Annotated in this window: 17 protein-coding genes; 1 reads left to right on the top strand and 16 read right to left on the bottom strand. The window is 27.6% G+C overall.

Annotated elements, in window-relative coordinates; all coding sequences use genetic code 11:
* Positions 1-7 precede the first annotated feature (7 nt).
* The 11 genes from AC07E4_RS00665 to AC07E4_RS00615 form a co-directional block, all read right to left on the bottom strand.
* Positions 8-1,603: an ABC transporter substrate-binding protein gene (locus AC07E4_RS00665; RefSeq protein WP_040329667.1), complete on the bottom strand. Its 1,596-nt coding sequence runs from the start codon at positions 1,601-1,603 to the stop codon at positions 8-10.
* A 1,064-nt stretch (positions 1,604-2,667) separates the two neighbouring features.
* Positions 2,668-3,297: a uracil phosphoribosyltransferase gene (gene upp / locus AC07E4_RS00660; RefSeq protein WP_034438218.1), complete on the bottom strand. Its 630-nt coding sequence runs from the start codon at positions 3,295-3,297 to the stop codon at positions 2,668-2,670.
* 73 nt (positions 3,298-3,370) lie between these two features.
* On the bottom strand, positions 3,371-3,820 hold the full coding sequence (gene rpiB, locus AC07E4_RS00655; protein WP_034438221.1) for a ribose 5-phosphate isomerase B: 450 nt from the start codon (positions 3,818-3,820) through the stop codon (positions 3,371-3,373).
* A gap of 143 nt (positions 3,821-3,963) precedes the next feature.
* Positions 3,964-4,416, bottom strand: a complete 453-nt coding sequence (locus AC07E4_RS00650) for a low molecular weight protein arginine phosphatase (RefSeq protein ID WP_034438223.1) — start codon at positions 4,414-4,416, stop codon at positions 3,964-3,966.
* 21 nt (positions 4,417-4,437) lie between these two features.
* Positions 4,438-5,487, bottom strand: coding sequence for an L-threonylcarbamoyladenylate synthase (locus tag AC07E4_RS00645; RefSeq protein WP_478215487.1), 1,050 nt, complete (start codon positions 5,485-5,487; stop codon positions 4,438-4,440).
* Positions 5,488-5,520: 33 nt separating this feature from the next.
* Complete coding sequence (locus AC07E4_RS00640) at positions 5,521-6,246, bottom strand: ZIP family metal transporter (RefSeq protein ID WP_034438226.1); 726 nt, start codon at positions 6,244-6,246, stop codon at positions 5,521-5,523.
* A 136-nt stretch (positions 6,247-6,382) separates the two neighbouring features.
* Entirely contained in the window at positions 6,383-6,961 is a 579-nt protein-coding gene (locus AC07E4_RS00635; protein WP_034438227.1) for a hypothetical protein, read from the bottom strand.
* Between the two features lie 22 nt (positions 6,962-6,983).
* Positions 6,984-8,063 (bottom strand): peptide chain release factor 1, encoded by a 1,080-nt coding sequence (prfA, locus tag AC07E4_RS00630; RefSeq protein WP_034438230.1) that lies wholly within the window; start codon positions 8,061-8,063, stop codon positions 6,984-6,986.
* A gap of 277 nt (positions 8,064-8,340) precedes the next feature.
* On the bottom strand, positions 8,341-9,195 hold the full coding sequence (gene prmC / locus AC07E4_RS00625) for a peptide chain release factor N(5)-glutamine methyltransferase (protein WP_478215486.1): 855 nt from the start codon (positions 9,193-9,195) through the stop codon (positions 8,341-8,343).
* A 15-nt stretch (positions 9,196-9,210) separates the two neighbouring features.
* Complete coding sequence (locus AC07E4_RS00620; protein ID WP_034438233.1) at positions 9,211-10,140, bottom strand: DUF1385 domain-containing protein; 930 nt, start codon at positions 10,138-10,140, stop codon at positions 9,211-9,213.
* Between the two features lie 19 nt (positions 10,141-10,159).
* Complete coding sequence (locus tag AC07E4_RS00615; protein WP_478215485.1) at positions 10,160-10,774, bottom strand: thymidine kinase; 615 nt, start codon at positions 10,772-10,774, stop codon at positions 10,160-10,162.
* Positions 10,775-11,140: 366 nt separating this feature from the next.
* Here AC07E4_RS00615 and rpmE point away from each other — a divergent pair, with 366 nt between their 5' ends.
* Positions 11,141-11,344 carry a 50S ribosomal protein L31 gene (rpmE, locus tag AC07E4_RS00610; RefSeq protein WP_034438236.1) on the top strand — a complete coding sequence of 68 codons (204 nt, stop codon included), beginning with the start codon at positions 11,141-11,143 and terminating at the stop codon, positions 11,342-11,344.
* A gap of 143 nt (positions 11,345-11,487) precedes the next feature.
* Here the strand turns inward: rpmE and rho are convergent, their stop codons facing one another.
* From rho to AC07E4_RS00585, 5 genes are all read right to left on the bottom strand, one after another.
* A complete protein-coding gene (gene rho, locus AC07E4_RS00605; protein WP_478215484.1) occupies positions 11,488-12,930 on the bottom strand; it encodes a transcription termination factor Rho in 1,443 nt (480 codons plus the stop codon).
* A 996-nt stretch (positions 12,931-13,926) separates the two neighbouring features.
* The gene (locus AC07E4_RS00600; protein WP_478215483.1) at positions 13,927-15,528 is read right to left on the bottom strand and encodes a CTP synthase; all 1,602 of its coding nucleotides are present in this window, start codon (positions 15,526-15,528) and stop codon (positions 13,927-13,929) included.
* Between the two features lie 330 nt (positions 15,529-15,858).
* Complete coding sequence (locus AC07E4_RS00595) at positions 15,859-16,272, bottom strand: YwiB family protein (RefSeq protein WP_478215482.1); 414 nt, start codon at positions 16,270-16,272, stop codon at positions 15,859-15,861.
* A 14-nt stretch (positions 16,273-16,286) separates the two neighbouring features.
* Complete coding sequence (locus tag AC07E4_RS00590; RefSeq protein WP_034438244.1) at positions 16,287-17,270, bottom strand: queuosine synthesis; 984 nt, start codon at positions 17,268-17,270, stop codon at positions 16,287-16,289.
* A 366-nt stretch (positions 17,271-17,636) separates the two neighbouring features.
* Positions 17,637-18,668, bottom strand: coding sequence for a D-alanine--D-alanine ligase family protein (locus AC07E4_RS00585; protein WP_034438246.1), 1,032 nt, complete (start codon positions 18,666-18,668; stop codon positions 17,637-17,639).
* Positions 18,669-19,150 lie beyond the last annotated feature (482 nt).

The following is a 19,150-nucleotide window of genomic DNA, read 5'->3' as shown; positions in this document are numbered from 1 at the left end:
TTTTTAACTATTCTTCTGTCATATAAAGTTTTGATAAATCTTCAAACATATATATTGGAACTAATTTGGCTTCTTCAACTCCACCAATTTTAGCACTCACTCCAATTAATGATTTAGTATATTCTATTGGATATACTACAGCATCATCAGCTATTGTTTTTTGAATTTTTTCATATATTTCTTTTCTTTTGTTTTCATCAACTTCTTTAGCACCTTTTTTCCATAACTCATCTAATTCCTTATTATCATAGAATTGTGCATTCATTTCTCCATCTTTAACAAACGCAGATGCATATCCATCTGGATCACTACCCATTACATATCCATTGTATATTATGTCATAATCTCTTTCTTGTTCTCCAAATAATTTAGCAAAGAATGCATTTGTATCTATTTGTTTTGGTTCTACTTCTATGCCTATTTTTTCTAGCTGTTGTTTTACCATCATAACAATATTGTCATCACCTGCATTGTATTGGAATTCAAGTTTTATATTTTCAGCTCCAGCTTTCTTTAAAAGTTCCTTGGCTTTTTCAATGTTATTTTCATATTTTTCTACATCTTCAGTGTAATATTTAGTGCTTGGTACTAATATAGAATATGCTTTTTGTGTATTCTCTAAATTTTTAAATATAGTTTTTAATATTTCTTCCTTATCTAAAGCATAACAAATAGCTTGTCTTACTTCTTTTTTCTTTAAATTTTCATTTTTTTCATTAAAAATTATATAATTTAACATTCCCTCATCAAAAGAATATGTTTTGAAATTTTCATCTTGTGAAAATCTTTCATATTTTTCTTCACTTAAATATGTTGCAGAAACTTCTCCATTTTCAAAAGCAACCTTTCCAGAGTTAGCATCTGGTATTATTCTATATACAATCCCATCTAAGTGTGGTCTTCCACTATAGTAATCGTCAAATCTTTCTAATGATAATGTTTCTCCCTTTTTCCATTCTTTAAATTTGAATGGACCTGAACCTATTGGATTGTTATTTTTTTCTGATTGTGCTAAGTTCTTTTCACCATCAAATATATGCTTAGGTAAAATTCTTAATGAACCTATACCTGCATCAAATGGTGCATATGCTTGCGGTAATTTAAACTCTACTGTTAAATCATCAATCTTTTTAACTTCAACTTCTTTTCCATCTATTATAAATGTTTGTCTGTCAGCTATTCCTTGTTTTTCATCTTTAGCCATATTTATTGTAAAAATTAAATCATCAGCTGTAATTTTTTCACCATCATGCCATTTTAAATTATCTTTTAACTTTATTTTATATGTAAGTTTATCTTCTGAAACTTCCATATTATCTGCTAAATAATATCTTGTTTCATCCTTATCTGCTACAAATAATGGATCAAACAATGCATTGTTTACAGTAAATGTAACTCTGTTGTTTTGGAAAAATGGATTTAAACAAGTTGGATCTGTTGTAGAAGAAAAAACCATTGTTCCCCCATCTTTTATTTTTGCCTTTTCTGTTTGTGCAGTCTCTGCACTTGCTTCTTTATTATTTTTTGTATTACTTCCACATCCAACCATACCTAAAGTTAGGAATGCAGATAATGCTAAACATAAAAATTTTTTACTCTTCATAATTATCCCCCTATGAAAACTTCATGACGCCAGAAAACATTTACATTGATTTTATTTGTACTTACTTTATCTTCATTACTACGTCATATTATATTTTTTTATACTATCTTAAATCCACATAGATAGTAACACACTGATAATTCTTTTGTAACAGTTATATGAATTTTTTATAAATGTTTTATTAACTATTTTGTTTTTCAATAATTGGAACATTTAAATGGGTAGAATAAATTCCACCCTACAGAAAAAAATCAATAAATATGTGGCACATTAATCTCTTTCCCCTTTGTAGCCGAAGTTTTAACTTTGGCGGTCTTTGATTTGGATACTGACCTAAGTCTAGGTAGAATGAATTCCACCCTACATTACACATATTTGAACAAGCTTTAATATAACATAATATAATTTGCAAGGTTGAAACCTCGCCTACAAAAATTGAAGTGAAATCTCTTTTACCCCTTTGTAGCTGAGACTTTAGTATTGGCGGTTTTTGATATGGATACAACATTTAAAATAACAGCGTATAATTGCAAGAATAAATTCTCGCCTACAGAGGTTGGAACAAATTTTAATATAACATCATGTAATTGCAAGGTTAAAACCTCGCCTACCAAAATTGAAGTGAAATCTCTTTTACCCCTTTGTAGCTGAGACTTTAGTCTTGGCGGTTTTTGATATGGATACAACATTTAAAATAACAGCGTATAATTGCAAGAATGAATTCTACCCTACAGATGTTGGAACAATTTTTAATATAACATCATATAATTTGCAAGGTTAAAACCTCGCCTACAAAAATTGAAATGAAACCTCTTTTCCCCCTTTGTAGCTGAGACTTTAGTCTTGGCGGTTTTTGATATGGATACAACATTTAAAATAACAGCGTATAATTGCAAGAATGAATTCTATCCTACAGATGTTGGAACAATTTTTAATATAACATCATATAATTTGCAAGGTTAAAACCTCGCCTACCTTATCAATTGACAGTTAACAATGGACATTTATTTAGTTTAATTAAAAAAAGCACCCTACATATCAATGTAGAATGCTTTTTTTATTAATTATTTTGTTCCGAATAATCTATCTCCTGCATCACCAAGACCTGGAACTATATATCCATGCTCATTTAATTTTTCATCTAATCCAGCTAAATATATATCAACATCTGGATGTGCTTTCTGAACTGCTTTAGCTCCTTCTGGTGATGATATTAAGCACATTAATTTTATGCTTTTTGCTCCTCTTTTCTTTAATGCATCAATTGCATCTATAGCAGAACCACCAGTTGCAAGCATTGGATCTGTAACTATTACATCTCTGTCTTCTATATCTTGTGGTAATTTGCAGAAGTATTCTACTGGTTGTAATGTTTCTTCATCTCTATACATACCTATATGTCCAACTTTTGCAGCTGGTATTAATTTTAACATTCCATCAACCATACCAAGTCCAGCTCTTAATATTGGAACTATAGCAAGTTTCTTTCCTGATAACATTTTACATGTAGTTTTGCATATTGGAGTTTCTATTTCAACATCTTCAACTTGTATGTCTCTTGTAACTTCATAAGCCATAAGCATTGCTACTTCTTCAACTAATTCTCTAAAATCTTTAGAACCTGTATTTTTATCTCTTATCATAGCCAACTTATGTTTTATTAATGGATGTTCTATTTGTGTTAATTTACTCATATAATGAATCCTCCCTTTATTTAAAAAACTATTATTTTTGCTTTATTTAAAATAATTATTTTATGTTTAAATACTACTTAGAGTATTTTTTTTCTATCTCTGTTATTTTATCTATTCTTCTTTGGTGACGTTCACCCTCAAACTTAGCTTCTAAGAAAGTATCGACTATATCTAATGCTAGTCCTTTTCCTACAACTCTTTCACCTAATGCTAATATATTTGCATTATTATGTTGTCTTGTAGCATGTGCACTGAAGGTGTCACTACAAAGTGCTGCTCTAATTCCTGGAACTTTATTTGCTGAAATGCTTATTCCTATTCCAGTTCCACATACTAATATTCCAAAATCAAAATCGCCACTTGCAACTTCTTCTGCTACCTTTAAAGCATATTCTGGATAATCACAAGATTCTTCTTTATATGTTCCAAAATCTTTTAACTCATAACCTTTCTCTTCTAGGTGTTTTATTATTTCTTTTTTTAAGTTTATTCCACCATGGTCACTACCTAATGCAATTTTCATTTTACACCCCTCCAAATTCTTCTTTTAATATATTTTATATAAAATAAGTAACTTATTTTAGTATGTACAAAATCTAATAAAATACTTAAAATCAAAGTATAATTTAAAACTTTAATACTTTGCACAAAAAAAAGATATTAGTCTTAATTACTAGTATCTTTTTCTATTTTATCAATAAGTAATAGAACATTACTTTCGACTTCCTCAAAAGTCTTAAAATAAATGTCTATTTCCCCGCCAAATGGGTCAATAACATCTCCGCTTCTTCCTATATACTCATTGAATGTAAATACTTTATTTTTAAATTGTGGCACTTCATTTAATATGTAAGTTTTCATGTATGTTGTCATGGTAAGAACTATATCAGCGTCTTCAATAAGTTCTAAATTAAGCTGAATAGAACTTCTATTTGATATATCAATATTATACTTTTGCTTTAAAACTAAATAAGTATTTAAAGATGTTTTAGAAGAAGGATTAGTAAATAAACCTGCTGATTTCGCAGTCACATTTTGCAGGTTGCAATGATAATTAAACAATGCTTCTGCCATATTACTTCTACATGTATTACCTGTACATATAAATAAAATCTTCACGTTACCTTCTCCTTTACTAAACTATACTTCTATAATATTAAATCCAGCACTTTTATTTAGTCTATTCATTATAGCAAGGCCAACACCTTGTTCATCAAAAGCTTCACATAATATTATATCTACATCTTCTGAATCAAAACTTCTTAAAACATGAAATAAATTCTTTGCTATATCATTTAAGCTATCTCTACTTCCCAATGATTTTACAATTCCATTATTATAAAATTCTTTAGTTTCATCAGTAGCAATGATTCCTACTGTCATTTTATTTTCTATATAATTTAACATCATTTCATTAATTTTTGCAATAGTTTTTTCAATTTCTCCTTTAAAAATTTTTACAGGAGCTTTTGGAGCATAGTGTCTATACTTCATTCCAGGAGCTTTTGGCTTAAAATCTTTAGTAGGCTTTGATGATATTGATGAATCCATATATACATCTTTGTCTACAGTTTTTAACATTTCTAAAGTAATACCACCTGGTCTTAATATGCAAATTGGATTTGTTGTACAATCAACTATAGTGGATTCTAATCCAACTTCACTTTTGGTACCACCAATTATATAATCTACTTTACCATCTAAATCTTCTATGCAACTTTCAACATCTGTTGGACTTGGTCTTCCTGATATATTGGCAGATGGTGCCGCAATTGCTGTTTTAGATGCTCTTATAAGTTCTGCTGCAATTTTATTGCTTGGCATTCTAATTCCTACAGTATCTAAATTGGCACTTGTAGTCATAGGTATCAAATCACTTTTTTCCATAATTAAAGTTATAGGACCTGGCCAAAATTTACTCATAATTTTTTTTGCAACTTCTGGAATATTTTTAACATATGGATCTATATTGAAGTCAGCTACATGAATTATTAAAGGATTATCTTGTGGCCTTCCTTTTGCTATAAATATTTTTTTAACAGCTTCTTCGTCTAATGCATTAGCCCCTAATCCATAAACTGTTTCTGTAGGAAATGCTACAAGTCCACCATCTTTTATAACATCTCCTGCTTCATTTAGTATATTCATATCTATATTATCTTCTTGTATATTAACAACTTTTGTTTTCATAAAAAACACCTCTAATTTATATGATTTATTATTTTATAATATATTTAGCATAATAAATCCAATAATAATTCCTAGTATAGTAGTTATTGATGTTGTAAAACTGTCTGTTAAACTATTGCTCTCTGGTAACATTTGTCCAAAGACCACATAAATCATTACGCCACTTGCAAAAGCTATCGATGTTCCTAATACTACTTTTGATATACTTCCTATTATAATTCCGAGCCAAGCTCCAATCATTGTAGGAAATGCTACCCAAAATGCATATGTTAATATTTTCCTTGGTTTCATTCCAGAAACAACTAATGGAGTTGCTACAGCAAGTCCTTCTGGGACATCATGTATTGAAATTAATGCTGCCATTTTTATTCCTAAATTACTTTCTTTCAAAAATCCAAATCCCATAACTAAGCCTTCTGGGAAATTATGAATCATCATAGCAAGTCCCATCAAAATTGCAACTTTTAAATGTGAATCATTATTTTTGCCAGCTCTTCTACTTAAAACATCTATAATTAGTATTAGACTTATGCCAATTAAAATTACAAGTAATGTTTTTAAAAACCCATTATACTCTATAGCCTCTGGTATTAATTCTAAAAATATTATAGATATCATTATACCTGTTGCTGCACCTAATATGCTTCCCATAAGCCGTTTTGATGGATTTTTTAGCATTACTCCTAGAGTTGCCCCTATAAGTGTTCCAAGAATTGATACAAGTGCAGAAAATACACCTATATAGAATATAGTTCCCATAAAATCCCCCCACTTTATACCTTCTCAAATATAAAGAGAAAATACATTGTATATTATTTTTATTCTTAAGCATTTGAAGTTTTAATTTAAAATTAAAATTCATTCTCTATAACAATGTATTTTAGGTTTTTAATATTTATTCTTGACTTCTATATTCTTTTATTTTTTCTATAGTTATATCTGTAAAAATAGCACTAACACAAGTTTTATACAAATAATCTAATAACATGTATTTTTTTATTCCACCTTTTTTTATTACAAAATAAAAATAAGGATCCTCATCTTCTTTCCTTATTCTATTATAATACTTATCAATTATAGGTTGCTTTGATAAAAATCTAAAATCTACATGTTTTAATCTTTTGTTTCTAAATCTACTTTTACTTATAATAAGTATATCAAAAAACTTTCCAGTTGGTATTATGTGTATAATAGCTATTTTATTTGGAATAATTGTGTATTTTCTATGTAAAACCCCTACTTCTATAGCTACTTTACTCCCAATTTGTTTAAACTCTAAAACTTCTTCATTTGTTCTTATCATCATGGATTCTAAAATTAAAACTTCAATTATTAATAAGTATAAATAAAAAAATGGATTATTAATTTTAGAACAAATTAATGCTATGGGCAATCCTATAAAAATAAAGCCCATAGACAGCATAAACCTTTTATAAGATTTTTTTTGCTTCTTAAGGACTTTATTTATATCCATAAATTCACACTCCAATTAAAAATTAAATTTCACTATTTCCTAATGATTTCATTTTCTCTGCTTGGTCTGCTGTTATTAGAGCATCTAAGATTTCATCTATATCTCCATCAAGGAAATTTTCTAATTTATATAAAGTTAATCCAATTCTATGGTCACTAACTCTTCCTTGAGGGTAATTATAAGTTCTTATTCTCTCACTTCTATCCCCTGTTCCAACTTGGCTCTTTCTATCTTCTGCGATTCCAGCAGCTCTTTCAGCTTGAGCTTTTTCATATAATCTTGCTCTTAATATTTTTAAAGCTTTTTCTTTGTTTTTAAGCTGTGATTTTTCATCTTGACAAGATACTACAAGTCCTGTTGGTACGTGTGTCATTCTTACAGCTGAGTCTGTAGTATTAACACACTGTCCACCGTTTCCTGATGCTCTGAAAACATCTACTCTAATGTCATTCATGTTTATTTCTAAATCAACATCATCAACTTCTGGTAAAACAGCAACTGTTGCTGTAGATGTGTGAATTCTTCCACTTGATTCTGTGTCTGGAACCCTTTGAACTCTATGAACTCCACTTTCATATTTTAATTTACTATATGCCTTATTTCCTTTTACCATGAATACAACTTCTTTGAATCCACCGATATCAGTTTCATTTGCACTCATCATTTCAACTTTCCATCTATTTCTTTCAGCATATCTTGTGTACATTCTAAATAAGTTAGCAGCAAATAGTGCAGCTTCATCTCCACCTGCTCCACCTCTTATTTCTATAAATACGTTCTTATCGTCATTAGGATCTTTTGGTAATAATAATATTTTTAATTCTTCTTGAGATGTCTCTATAACTTCATTAAGATGTTTTATATCCTCTTGAATCATTTCTTTCATCTCTCTATCTGATTCAGCAGTTAACATTTCTTTGTTTTCTTCTAAATCATTTACAGCATTTTTATACTCTCTGTATTTTGCAACTACAGCTTCTAAATCAGCATGTTCTTTACATAATTTCTGCCATTCCTTTTGATTAGCCATAATTGCTGGATCACTTATTTTATTTGAAAGTTCATCATATTTATTTTCAATAAATTGTAATCTATCTAACATAAACTCATCACTCCGTACCTTAATATATTTTTTTATTTAAACTGTATCGTAAATTCTTATTATCGTGAATCCACTCTAATTTATAAAATATAATTTTCAAAATGGTAAATTCACTTTTGCTACAAATCTGCATTTAGTTATTATAATTTTAAAGCCTTATTTAAATTACTATAAATTGTATGTTTCCCTAAGAACACTTTAAAATTTTTCTTTGTTTATTTTTTCATCATTTTATTATATCAATAAATAGATATGTTTGCAATTTTAAAGAGCCATTTTAAAGTTGTTTTTGTCCTATAACAACTCTATCATTATTATATAAATCTTTAAGAGAATATATATTTTCAAATTTATTTTCTTCTAATATTTTTGTAACATCATCTTTTTGATCATGTCCTATTTCAAAAGCTAAATATCCTTCACAATTTAAAATTTCATAACTTTCTTTTGTTATCCTTTTATAAAAATCCAAACCATCATCTCCACCATCTAACGCTAAGTGAGGTTCATAATTTTTAACATCTTCCATCAAAGTTGCTATAACTTCTTTTCTTATGTATGGCGGATTGGAAATAATCATATCAAATTTTAAATTTTCTTCTTTTGCTTTTTTTAATAAGTCACTATATTGTCTAAAGCATCTCTTATCTAAATTTAAATTTTTAATATTTTCTTCTGTTACCTTTAATGCTGTATCACTAATATCATATAATTTTACAGCAGTATTTTTTATATAATAAGCTACTGATAAACCTATTGCTCCACTACCACAACATACATCACATATGTCTTTAAAATTATTTTTAGTTATAATTTTAATACATTCTTCTACTAAAACTTCGGTGTCTGGTCTAGGTATCAATACACCTTGCTCCACCTTAAAATCTAACCCCATAAATTCAGTATTTCTAGTTATATATTTTATAGGCATCTTTTCAGCTCTTAATTTAATTAATTTTAAGAATTGAGTTGTCTTATCTTCTTCTATTTCTTTTTCCTTATTAAGAATTATATACACTTTATCTACATTTAAAACATGACAAAGAAGTAAATTACAATCTAGCATATAACTTTCAACATTTGCTTCTTTTAATGTATTATAACCATTACTTAATAATTCTTTTATCTTCATATTTTACCTCTTCTTTTAATCTTCTATACCTTCCGCAGCTTTTAATGAAGTTATCGCTACTTCCAACATATCAAGGTCAGGTTCTCTAGTAGTTAGTTTTTGTAACATAAGACCTGGTTTAGCAATGATTTTTGCAATTTTACCATCACTTTTCCCCAAAAATCTTATAACTTCATATGTTATACCTGAAACTATAGGTAATAAAAGTATCCTTGATATTATTCTTTGAGAAATAGATTCCCATCCTGTTAATGAAAATATTATTATACTTATAATCATAACTAAGAACAAAAAGTTAGTTCCACATCTTGGATGAAATCTAGTGTATTTCTTTGCATTTTCTGGTGTTAATTCTTCACCAGCTTCATAGCAAGCAATAGATTTATGTTCTGCACCATGATACATATATACTCTTTGAATATCTTTCATCTTTCCAATTAAGACTACGTATAAAAGGAATATACACACTCTTATAATACCTTCTGCTATATTTAATCCTATATTACTATCTGTTATATAATTTTTTATTAAATTAGCTAAAAATGTAGGTACTATAAAGAATAAAAATACAGAAAAAGCTAATCCAACAACTAATGAAAATCCTATTAATATATCATTTCCTTTTTCTTTAAACGTATTTTCAAACCATTTATCAAATTTACTTTCTTCCTCTTCAGTTTCAAACAAAGATGCTGAATAATTAAGGCTTTTTATTCCTATAACCAAAGATTCTATCAAAGATACAAACCCTCTTATAATAGGAAGTCCTAAAAACTTATGTTTTTTAGTTATGCTCTCAGACTTTTCCTTTTGAACTTCTATTGAACCATCTTCTAATCTCACCGCTGTAGCTATTCCGTCTTTTCCCCTCATCATAACGCCTTCAATAACAGCCTGCCCACCAACAGATGTTTTGCTTTTTTTCTTTTCAATTTTCTCTTCCATAAATTCACCCACTTATTTATTATTTGCAACAATTGTTTTTTTCAGCCTCATACTCCTTTTTAAACTCAAAGTAGCATTTTGGACAAAGAGCTTCATATTCTATATTATCCTCTTTATCTATGGCAATTTGTTGACCTTCAAAAACAAATTTTCCATTTACAGTTCTTCCATTTAAAAGTGCTTTCTTGCCACAGTTGCATATAGTTTTTAATTCTTCTAAACTATGTGCTAACATTAAAAGTCTTGAGCTACCTTCAAATCCTTTCATTTGGAAATCTGTTCTTAGTCCATAGCATATAGTTGGTATATCTAACTTTACTGCCACTTCAAATAATTGATCAATTTGTTCTGACTTAAAAAATTGAACCTCATCTCCTAAAATACAGTTTACAGGTCCATTTTCTTTTATATAGTTTTCTATTAAATTGAAAATATTTACATCACTTTCAATCCAAAAATCTACTTTTTTTGTAACACCTAATCTAGATACTATCTTATCTCCACCTTTTGTATCTGTTTTAGGTTTTATTATTAGCACCTTCATTCCACGTTCTTCATAATTATGTGCCACTTGTAATAAATTTGTTGATTTTCCACAATTCATTGCACCATATCTAAAATATAATTTACTCATGCTTAAGCTCCTCCAATAAACTACAGACTTTTATATATTTTTCATAAAACTATAGTTTATTTTAATCTATTATTAATCTTAAATCAAATTACTTAATATTACATTATTGTTTTAATTTTTCCATTTTGTTTTAGTTATTTAACTTCATTGATTAATGAATAATTTATTTTATAAATACTATAATCATTTTTGTTTTTTAATATATTTTATTTTAATTAATTATTTATATAAAATATACATATTTATCTAGTTATATTTTTATTTTATGGATATACTATTAATATTATTGACTTTATATTTTAACCCATGATATAATTTAGAAGTTGACAATACGGATATAGTATTAATTCGAAAGAGGTGAAATCGATGAAAGAAGGAATACATCCAAAATACAACCACGAGGCTGTTGTTAGATGTGCTTGTGGAGAGACTTTCAAAACTGGATCTGTTAAAGATGAATTAAAAGTTGAAATTTGTTCTAAATGTCATCCATTCTATACTGGAAAACAAAAAATTGTTGATGCTGGTGGAAGAGTTGACAAATTCATGAAAAAATTCAATCTTAAATAATAGAGCTTATAAAAAGCAAGAATTTAATTCTTGCTTTTATTTTTTTATCATTTAAATTAATTAGAATTGTCAATTGTTTATATAGATACAAAATTTTAATTTCCATAAAAAATAGAGATGTTTTAAAACACCTCTATAAAAATCTATTTTAATAAATCTGGATTTTTTCCTACTACATCAAAAAATTCTTTATTATTTTTTGTTTTTGATAGTAAATTAATTAACTTTTCAGTAACTGCTTGTGAGTTACTTTCATTATACATTTTTTGTCTTATATTATATGCTGCTTCTAATTCTGTTTTGTTAAGTAATAAATCTTCTCTACGAGTTCCTGATTTATATATGTCTATAGCTGGGAATATTCTTCTTTCTTGAAGTTTTCTATCTAAGTGAACTTCCATGTTTCCTGTTCCCTTAAATTCTTCAAAAATCATATCATCCATTCTACTTCCTGTTTCAACTAAAGCTGTTGCTAAAATCGTTAAACTTCCGCCATTTTCAACATTTCTAGCCGCACCGAAGAATTTTTTAGGCATTAAAAGTGCTCCTGTATCTAATCCACCAGATAATGTTCTTCCAGTCCTTGTTATAGTTAGATTATATGCTCTTGCAAGTCTTGTTAAACTATCTAAAAGTATAATAACATCTTGACCTTGTTCCACCATTCTTTTAGCTCTTTCAAGAACCATATAAGCAACTTTTGTGTGATGTTCTGGTTCTTCATCAAAAGTTGAATAAATTACATCACCTTGTATGCAACGTTGCATATCTGTAACTTCCTCAGGTCTTTCATCAATTAATAGCACTATTAATTTTGACTCTGGATGATTGGTAGCTATGCTTTGAGCTATCTTCTTTAAAAGTGTTGTCTTTCCTGCTTTTGGTGGTGCTACTATTACCCCTCTTTGACCTTTACCTATTGGCGATATTATATCCATAAGTCTTGATGATAAATCTTGACTATCTGTTTCTAATTTTATTCTTTCTGTTGGATATATTGGTATAAGTTTCTCAAAAGGCTGTCTTCTTGCTGCTGCCTCTGGATTTTCTCCATTTATACTTTCAACAAATAATAACGCCTTATATTTTTCTCCCTCTTTAGGAATTCTAACTTTTCCAGAAACTTCATCACCTATTTTTAGGTTAAATCTTCTGATTTGAGATAATGATACATAAATATCATTTGGTCCACTTAAATAATTATTAGATCTTAAAAGTCCGAAGTTTCCATTATCACTTATTTCCAATACACCTTTTGCAGATCCTGATTCATTTATAAGCTCTTTAAGTCTTTCTTTTTTTTCTTCTATCGATACAGTTTCAACCTTTTCTTCTTGTTCAACTATATCATTTTCTTCTTTTGTTATCTTTTCACTTTCCACAGTTTCTATTTCGTCCTCTTTACTTTCTTTGGGTGATATTTTTTCTCTTAATACTACTCCAGATTTTTCTATTGATGCTGGTGATACTCTTTTTATTTCTTCTATAAGTTCTGATTTCTTAAACTTAGAAATACTTTTTATAGATAATTCTTTTGCAACTAATCTCAATTCAGCTAAGTTCATTTCTTCTAAGTTTTTGTTCATTAAATCCACCTCCACCATTCTCTTTTATGAACCTCCATATAATTTATAACTATAAGGTTTTAAATCTTTAAATACTTCATACCTTATTTATTACCCTATTAAAGTTTTTTCAACTTGAAATATACATTTTAAAGAGAATGTATTATCTATTTTTATATTCTAATATACAAATTTATTTAATTCTTAATATAATTTAATATTTCAACACTTATTAAAATTTTAGTTCATTTATATATCAACTGATAGAATCACTTAATTGATTTAGTCATTTACTCTAAACAACACCCTTTACTAACACTTCCCTTTTATATAATAATCCTATAATATTTACTTGTTTTATTTTTCAATTGATATATACATAAACTAAACATATATTTTGTGTACACTTATTGATATTTTGCTTCTATTTTACTTTAATTCTTTTTTATAATTATGAAAGTTTAAAAACAAATACTCTAAATTGTCATCTGGGAACACTATTAATTAAAATTTTAAAATTGGATTTTATATAGCTGTAAATTTATTACTTACATATAATTCTTTGTTTATTGATAATTTTTATAAACAAAACATTTTCTATTATATTTAATTAACATTACTTTATTGGCTACATTTGAGATGACTTATTAATAATATTTGATATGAATTTTACAATTTTGCATATGTGTAGTCTCTTAATTGTTTTTAAATGCATTTTAATATATTTTGAACTACTACTAAATTAAATTATATCCCATATATTTTTTATTATCCATATTTTTGAAATAATTAACACATATTTCACTATTAATTTAACACAAATCTTATTTCTTATCTACATAAATTTATAAACACTTTTTTATTATTTTATTTATCTTCCTCTTATATTTACATCATTTACAATTATATATAAAATTATAATCTTAATAATTATTTTTTTCATTTAAATTTAATGAAAAAAGCTAATTTAAACTAAATAATTACTTAATTTAAATCAGCTTTTATTAAATATATTTATTATTTGTTTTCTAAAGAGGCTTTAACAAATTCAACAAACAATGGATGTGGTCTATTAGGCCTAGATTTTAATTCTGGATGAAATTGAGTAGCAACAAACCATGGATGATTTTCTATTTCTATAATTTCAACTAGTTTTCCATCAGGACTAATTCCACTTAAAACTAAACCGTTATCTATTAATTTCTCCCTATATATATTATTAAATTCGTATCTATGCCTATGTCTTTCATTTACAAGTTCACTTTTATATGCTTTATTTGATTTTGTACCAACTTTCAATTTACAAGGATATGAACCAAGTCTTAAAGTCCCTCCCAATTCTTCTACATTTTTCTGCTCTGACATTAAATCAATTACAGGATTTTTAGTTTCTGATACTAACTCAGCACTATTAGCATCTTCTATCTTTAAAACATTTCTTGCATATTCTATTACTGCACACTGCATTCCTAAACAAATTCCTAAGAACGGAACTTTATTTTCCCTAGCATATCTTATAGTTTCAATTTTCCCTTCTACACCTCTACTACCAAATCCTCCTGGAACCAATATGCCATCAACATCACTAAGATAAGATTTTGCATTTTCTAAATTTATACTTTCTGCATTAATCCACTTAATCTCAACATTTGAATCATTATATAATCCACCATGATTTAGTGCTTCTACAACAGAAATATATGCATCTTGAAGTTCAACATATTTTCCTACTAAACCTATTTTTACATTTTTCTTTAATGACTTAAGTTTATTAACCATTTCCATCCATTCATCATTTTTTATTGGTTTAGTTTTTAAAGTTAATTTATCACAAACCAAGTTGTCTAAACCTTCCTTATGTAGCATTAATGGAACTTCATATAAATTTTCTGCATCTAAATTTTGTATAACCGATGTTCCTTCTATATTGCAAAAAAGACCAATTTTATTTTTTATTTCAGTGGATAATTCTTTCTCTGAGCGACATACTATTATATCGGGTTGTATGCCTATTGAACGTAATTCCTTTACAGAGTGTTGTGTTGGTTTTGTCTTAAGTTCACCAGCTTTGCCAAGATACGGTACCAATGTAACATGTATAAAGCAAGTGTTTTCTTTTCCAACTTCATATTGTATTTGTCTTATAGCCTCTAAGAAAGGTTGTGATTCTATATCTCCTACAGTCCCCCCTATTTCAGTTATAACTACATCTACATCTGTTTCTTTTTCCACATTATAAATTCTCTCTTTAAGTTCATTAGTTATATGTGGAATAACCTGTACAGTTCCACCTAAGTATTCTCCTCTTCTTTCTTTTGATATTACAGAGTAATATACCTTTCCAGAAGTAACATTGCTATTTTTTGTTAAGTTTTCATCTATAAATCTTTCATAATGCCCTAAGTCTAAATCAGTCTCTGCACCATCTTCAGTAACAAATACCTCTCCATGTTGATATGGACTCATAGTTCCTGGATCTATATTTAAATATGGGTCGAATTTTTGAATTGATACTCTTAATCCTCTATTTTTTAAAAGCCTTCCTAATGAAGCTGCTGTTATTCCTTTTCCTAATGAAGATACTACTCCACCTGTAACAAATATATATTTTGTATTCATATTGAACCTCCTAAAATTTCTATTTATATAGTTAACTTTATATTTCTTCAAAATGTTTAGGCTCTAAGCTTGAATATATATTTATAATGCAAAACTTAGAACCTTTATATAAAATGAAAAAATATGTTGACAAGGTTAAACTTTTACCCTATAATAGAAATTACCCTAATCAGTAAAATGGGATTTCTATTTTCAAAAACAAGTTATATATTATCATACTTTTTAAAAGTATGCTAGTATTTTTTTGTGTTTTTTTATTTTAATTTAGATATTAATATTTTTTATATATAAAACCCCTACAAATCAAATTGATTTATAGGGGTTTTTAAATTATTTAATTTTTATATTTCCTCTTAAAACAGTAGTTATATGTTGTTGACCTCCAACAATCATGTCATACTCAACATTTATATCTCCACCATTTTCATCCACATTTGTTTTTACTTCTCTTGTTCTTAACTTAAGACATAATCCTCCATGCGGCGTACTATATAATACATCTTCTTCATTGTTTCTTTTAAAATTCATAGTTGTTGTAATTGTACCTTCTCTCATAAGAGAAAAGCCTTCACCATTTATTCTTAAAGTTGTTACTGTACCTTCCATGCCAGAAGCTTCTGTTTCCTCATAAACAGCATAGTAATAACCATCTTCTTCATAGAACTTACCCGTAGTTACAACTTCTATCTCTTCATCTTCATCTTGTACACTAACAATAGTGATTACTGCATTATTTTCTTCCATATTACCCAATCTCCCTAGTTAATTATATATTTAGCTAAATAACTATCATCTACATTTTCAACTTTTATTTCATTATTAGAAGGCTTTCCATACATACCATATTTAACAATGATTTCTTTTTCATCTTTTCCTTTACAGTAACGTGCTGTAACTTTTGCCGCTAACTCTATATCTTCTTCAGTTATGTCTCCAATTGCAACAACCATCGAACCCTTAAAATCTCTAGCTAAGAATATCATATCATCTTTTGAAAGCAACTTTTTCATTATTTCACATTCATCAGCTGTTCTTGTTGATACAATTTTTGCTTTTTCAGATACTCTAAAGTGTCTTCCTATTTTTAAAAGTTCTAACTCTCTCTCCGTTGCATCTCCATTAGATTTTAATATATCTTTTAATCTTTTTGAATAGTTAGGTTCTGTAAGTTTACATCCACCTGCTGGTGATGGATAATCTTTTATTCCCCATTTTTCCGCAAGTTCCATTTGAACTTTTCTATTTCTTCCTTCTATGTCTAAAAGTTTTTCTCTATCTACAAGTCCACTTTTCTCCATTTCTGTTTCATCTAAATTTTTTGCACAAAGTGGTCTTAATATTTTTTCTCCAATACCACTTTCTTTTTTTACTTTATTTAAAGCATTTTTATTTTGAGACATTGGTCTTTGATTAAGAACTTCCCCCGTTATGATAAAGTCAGCATTAAATCTTTCTAACAATTCACCACAATACTTCATCATCATAGCATGGCAATCTATACATGGATTCATATTTTTTCCATAACCATTCTTAGGATGTTTAACCATTTCAAAATGTTCTTTACTGAAATCTACCACTTCTAATTTTATTCCTATTTGTTCAACCATTCTTTTTGCATTTTCTTCATTAAAAAAGTGTGATTTAAAACAAATCCCTATAACTTCTACTCCTTGGTCCTTTACTAATTTTGCTGCTAATATACTATCAAGTCCACCTGAAACCATAGCTAATGCTCTTGTCATATTCGTATTCTCCTTAAATTAAAATATTTTACAACCTTTAATGTTAAAATTGTTTTTCAACATTAAATCAATAATTAGATGAAAATTTTCTAAATACCTCATTTAACCTTACTTTTATTTTTCAGATTAAAGCTTTAGATATTTTCATATATATAATCATAAATTATAAGCTTTGTTATTCTTCATTAAATTATAACCAATTGTTAGATATAACAAAACTTATTCCTAAAATTCGTGTATCTTTATCTATTTTATAATTTATACTTTAACCTGACAAGTTATATATTGCAAATAATAAATAATGGATTGTTTTCCACAAAAAATAAAATACTGCTAAAATATTTTTTAGCAGTATAAAACCATGTTTTATCTATTATTTCTTTCTATTGCAAATTCTATTAATTCTGTTATTAAATCATTATATTTTAAACCTGTTGCATCCCACATTTTTGGATACATACTGATACTTGTAAATCCAGGAATTGTATTTACTTCATTTAAGTATATTTCATTTGTATCTTTGTCAACCAAGAAGTCTACTCTAGCCATTCCAGCACAATCTAGTGCTCTAAATATTTTAACAGCCTCATCTCTTATTTCCTTAGTATCTTCTTCGTTTAAAGCTGCTGGAATTAAAAGTTTTGATGATGCATTTTTATATTTAGCTTCATAATCATAAAATTCTTTTGCTGGAATTATTTCTCCTGGCACTGATGCTTTTGGTTCATCATTTCCAAGCACAGCTACTTCTACTTCTCTACAATTTATTCCTTTTTCAACTAAAACTTTTCTATCATGTTTTAATGCTTCTACTAAACCCATTTCTAATTCTTCTTTGTTATGAGCTTTTGTTATTCCTACTGAAGAACCACTATTTGCAGGTTTTACGAAAACAGGATAATTTAATTCATTTTCTATCTTATTAACAAGTTCTTCTTTTCTAGTTTTATAATCATAATTTGTTACAACAACATATGGTGCTTGCTTTATACCAGCATGTTCTAATATATATTTTGTATATATTTTATCCATACATAAAGCTGAACTCATAACTCCTGGACCTGCACATGGTATATTTCTTAATTTACATAAACCTTGAACTGTTCCATCTTCTCCAAACTGTCCGTGTAAAATTGGTAAAACTACATCAACCTCATTATTAAATATTATTTTTTCGCCAGATGGAGTTTTATAGAATTCATCATTTTCCCATTCTCCACTTTCAATATTATCTACTTTTCCTGTATACTCAAACCATTTACCTTCTTTAGTAATTCCTATTGGGTATACATCATACTTACTTTGATCTATATTTCTTAAAACTGATGCTGCTGAAGTTCTTGAAACCTCATGTTCAGTTGATTGTCCGCCAAATAATACTGCTACTTTTTTCTTCATAATCTATCTCTCCTTAATATAATTACTATGTCAAATTCATACATAATTCATTTTCATAATTCAATTAACGTTTCTTCCTATACTTAGATTTTAATTTAAAATTATATATATGTATAGTACCACCTATAAACAACTTTTATTACCTAGTGGAGTTATAGGATTCCAAGTTCGAAGTTTAAATAATAGCTTTCTCAAATGATACTACTAATATTACATGTTATTTCTATTTTATATTAGAACCAAGTAAGAAGTAAGAGCGAAAAGTGATGGTGGATATCCCGGGGATTGAAATCCCCGCTACAATGTTTTATTTGTACTTCAAATAAAATTAATATAATATTTATCCATAAAAAGTTCATTTTTGAGAATAAATTCCCCATCATAACGTTCTTACTAATCATAGTTTTAATAGTAACTATCACTATTACCTTGGATATTTTATAAATCTCAATTTTAAAAATATAGATTAAATTTTCATTGAA

The sequence above is a fragment of the Clostridium amazonense genome, from assembly GCF_056431285.1.
Note: the sequence above shows the minus strand (reverse complement) of the source record. Positions and strands in the feature narration are given on the sequence as shown.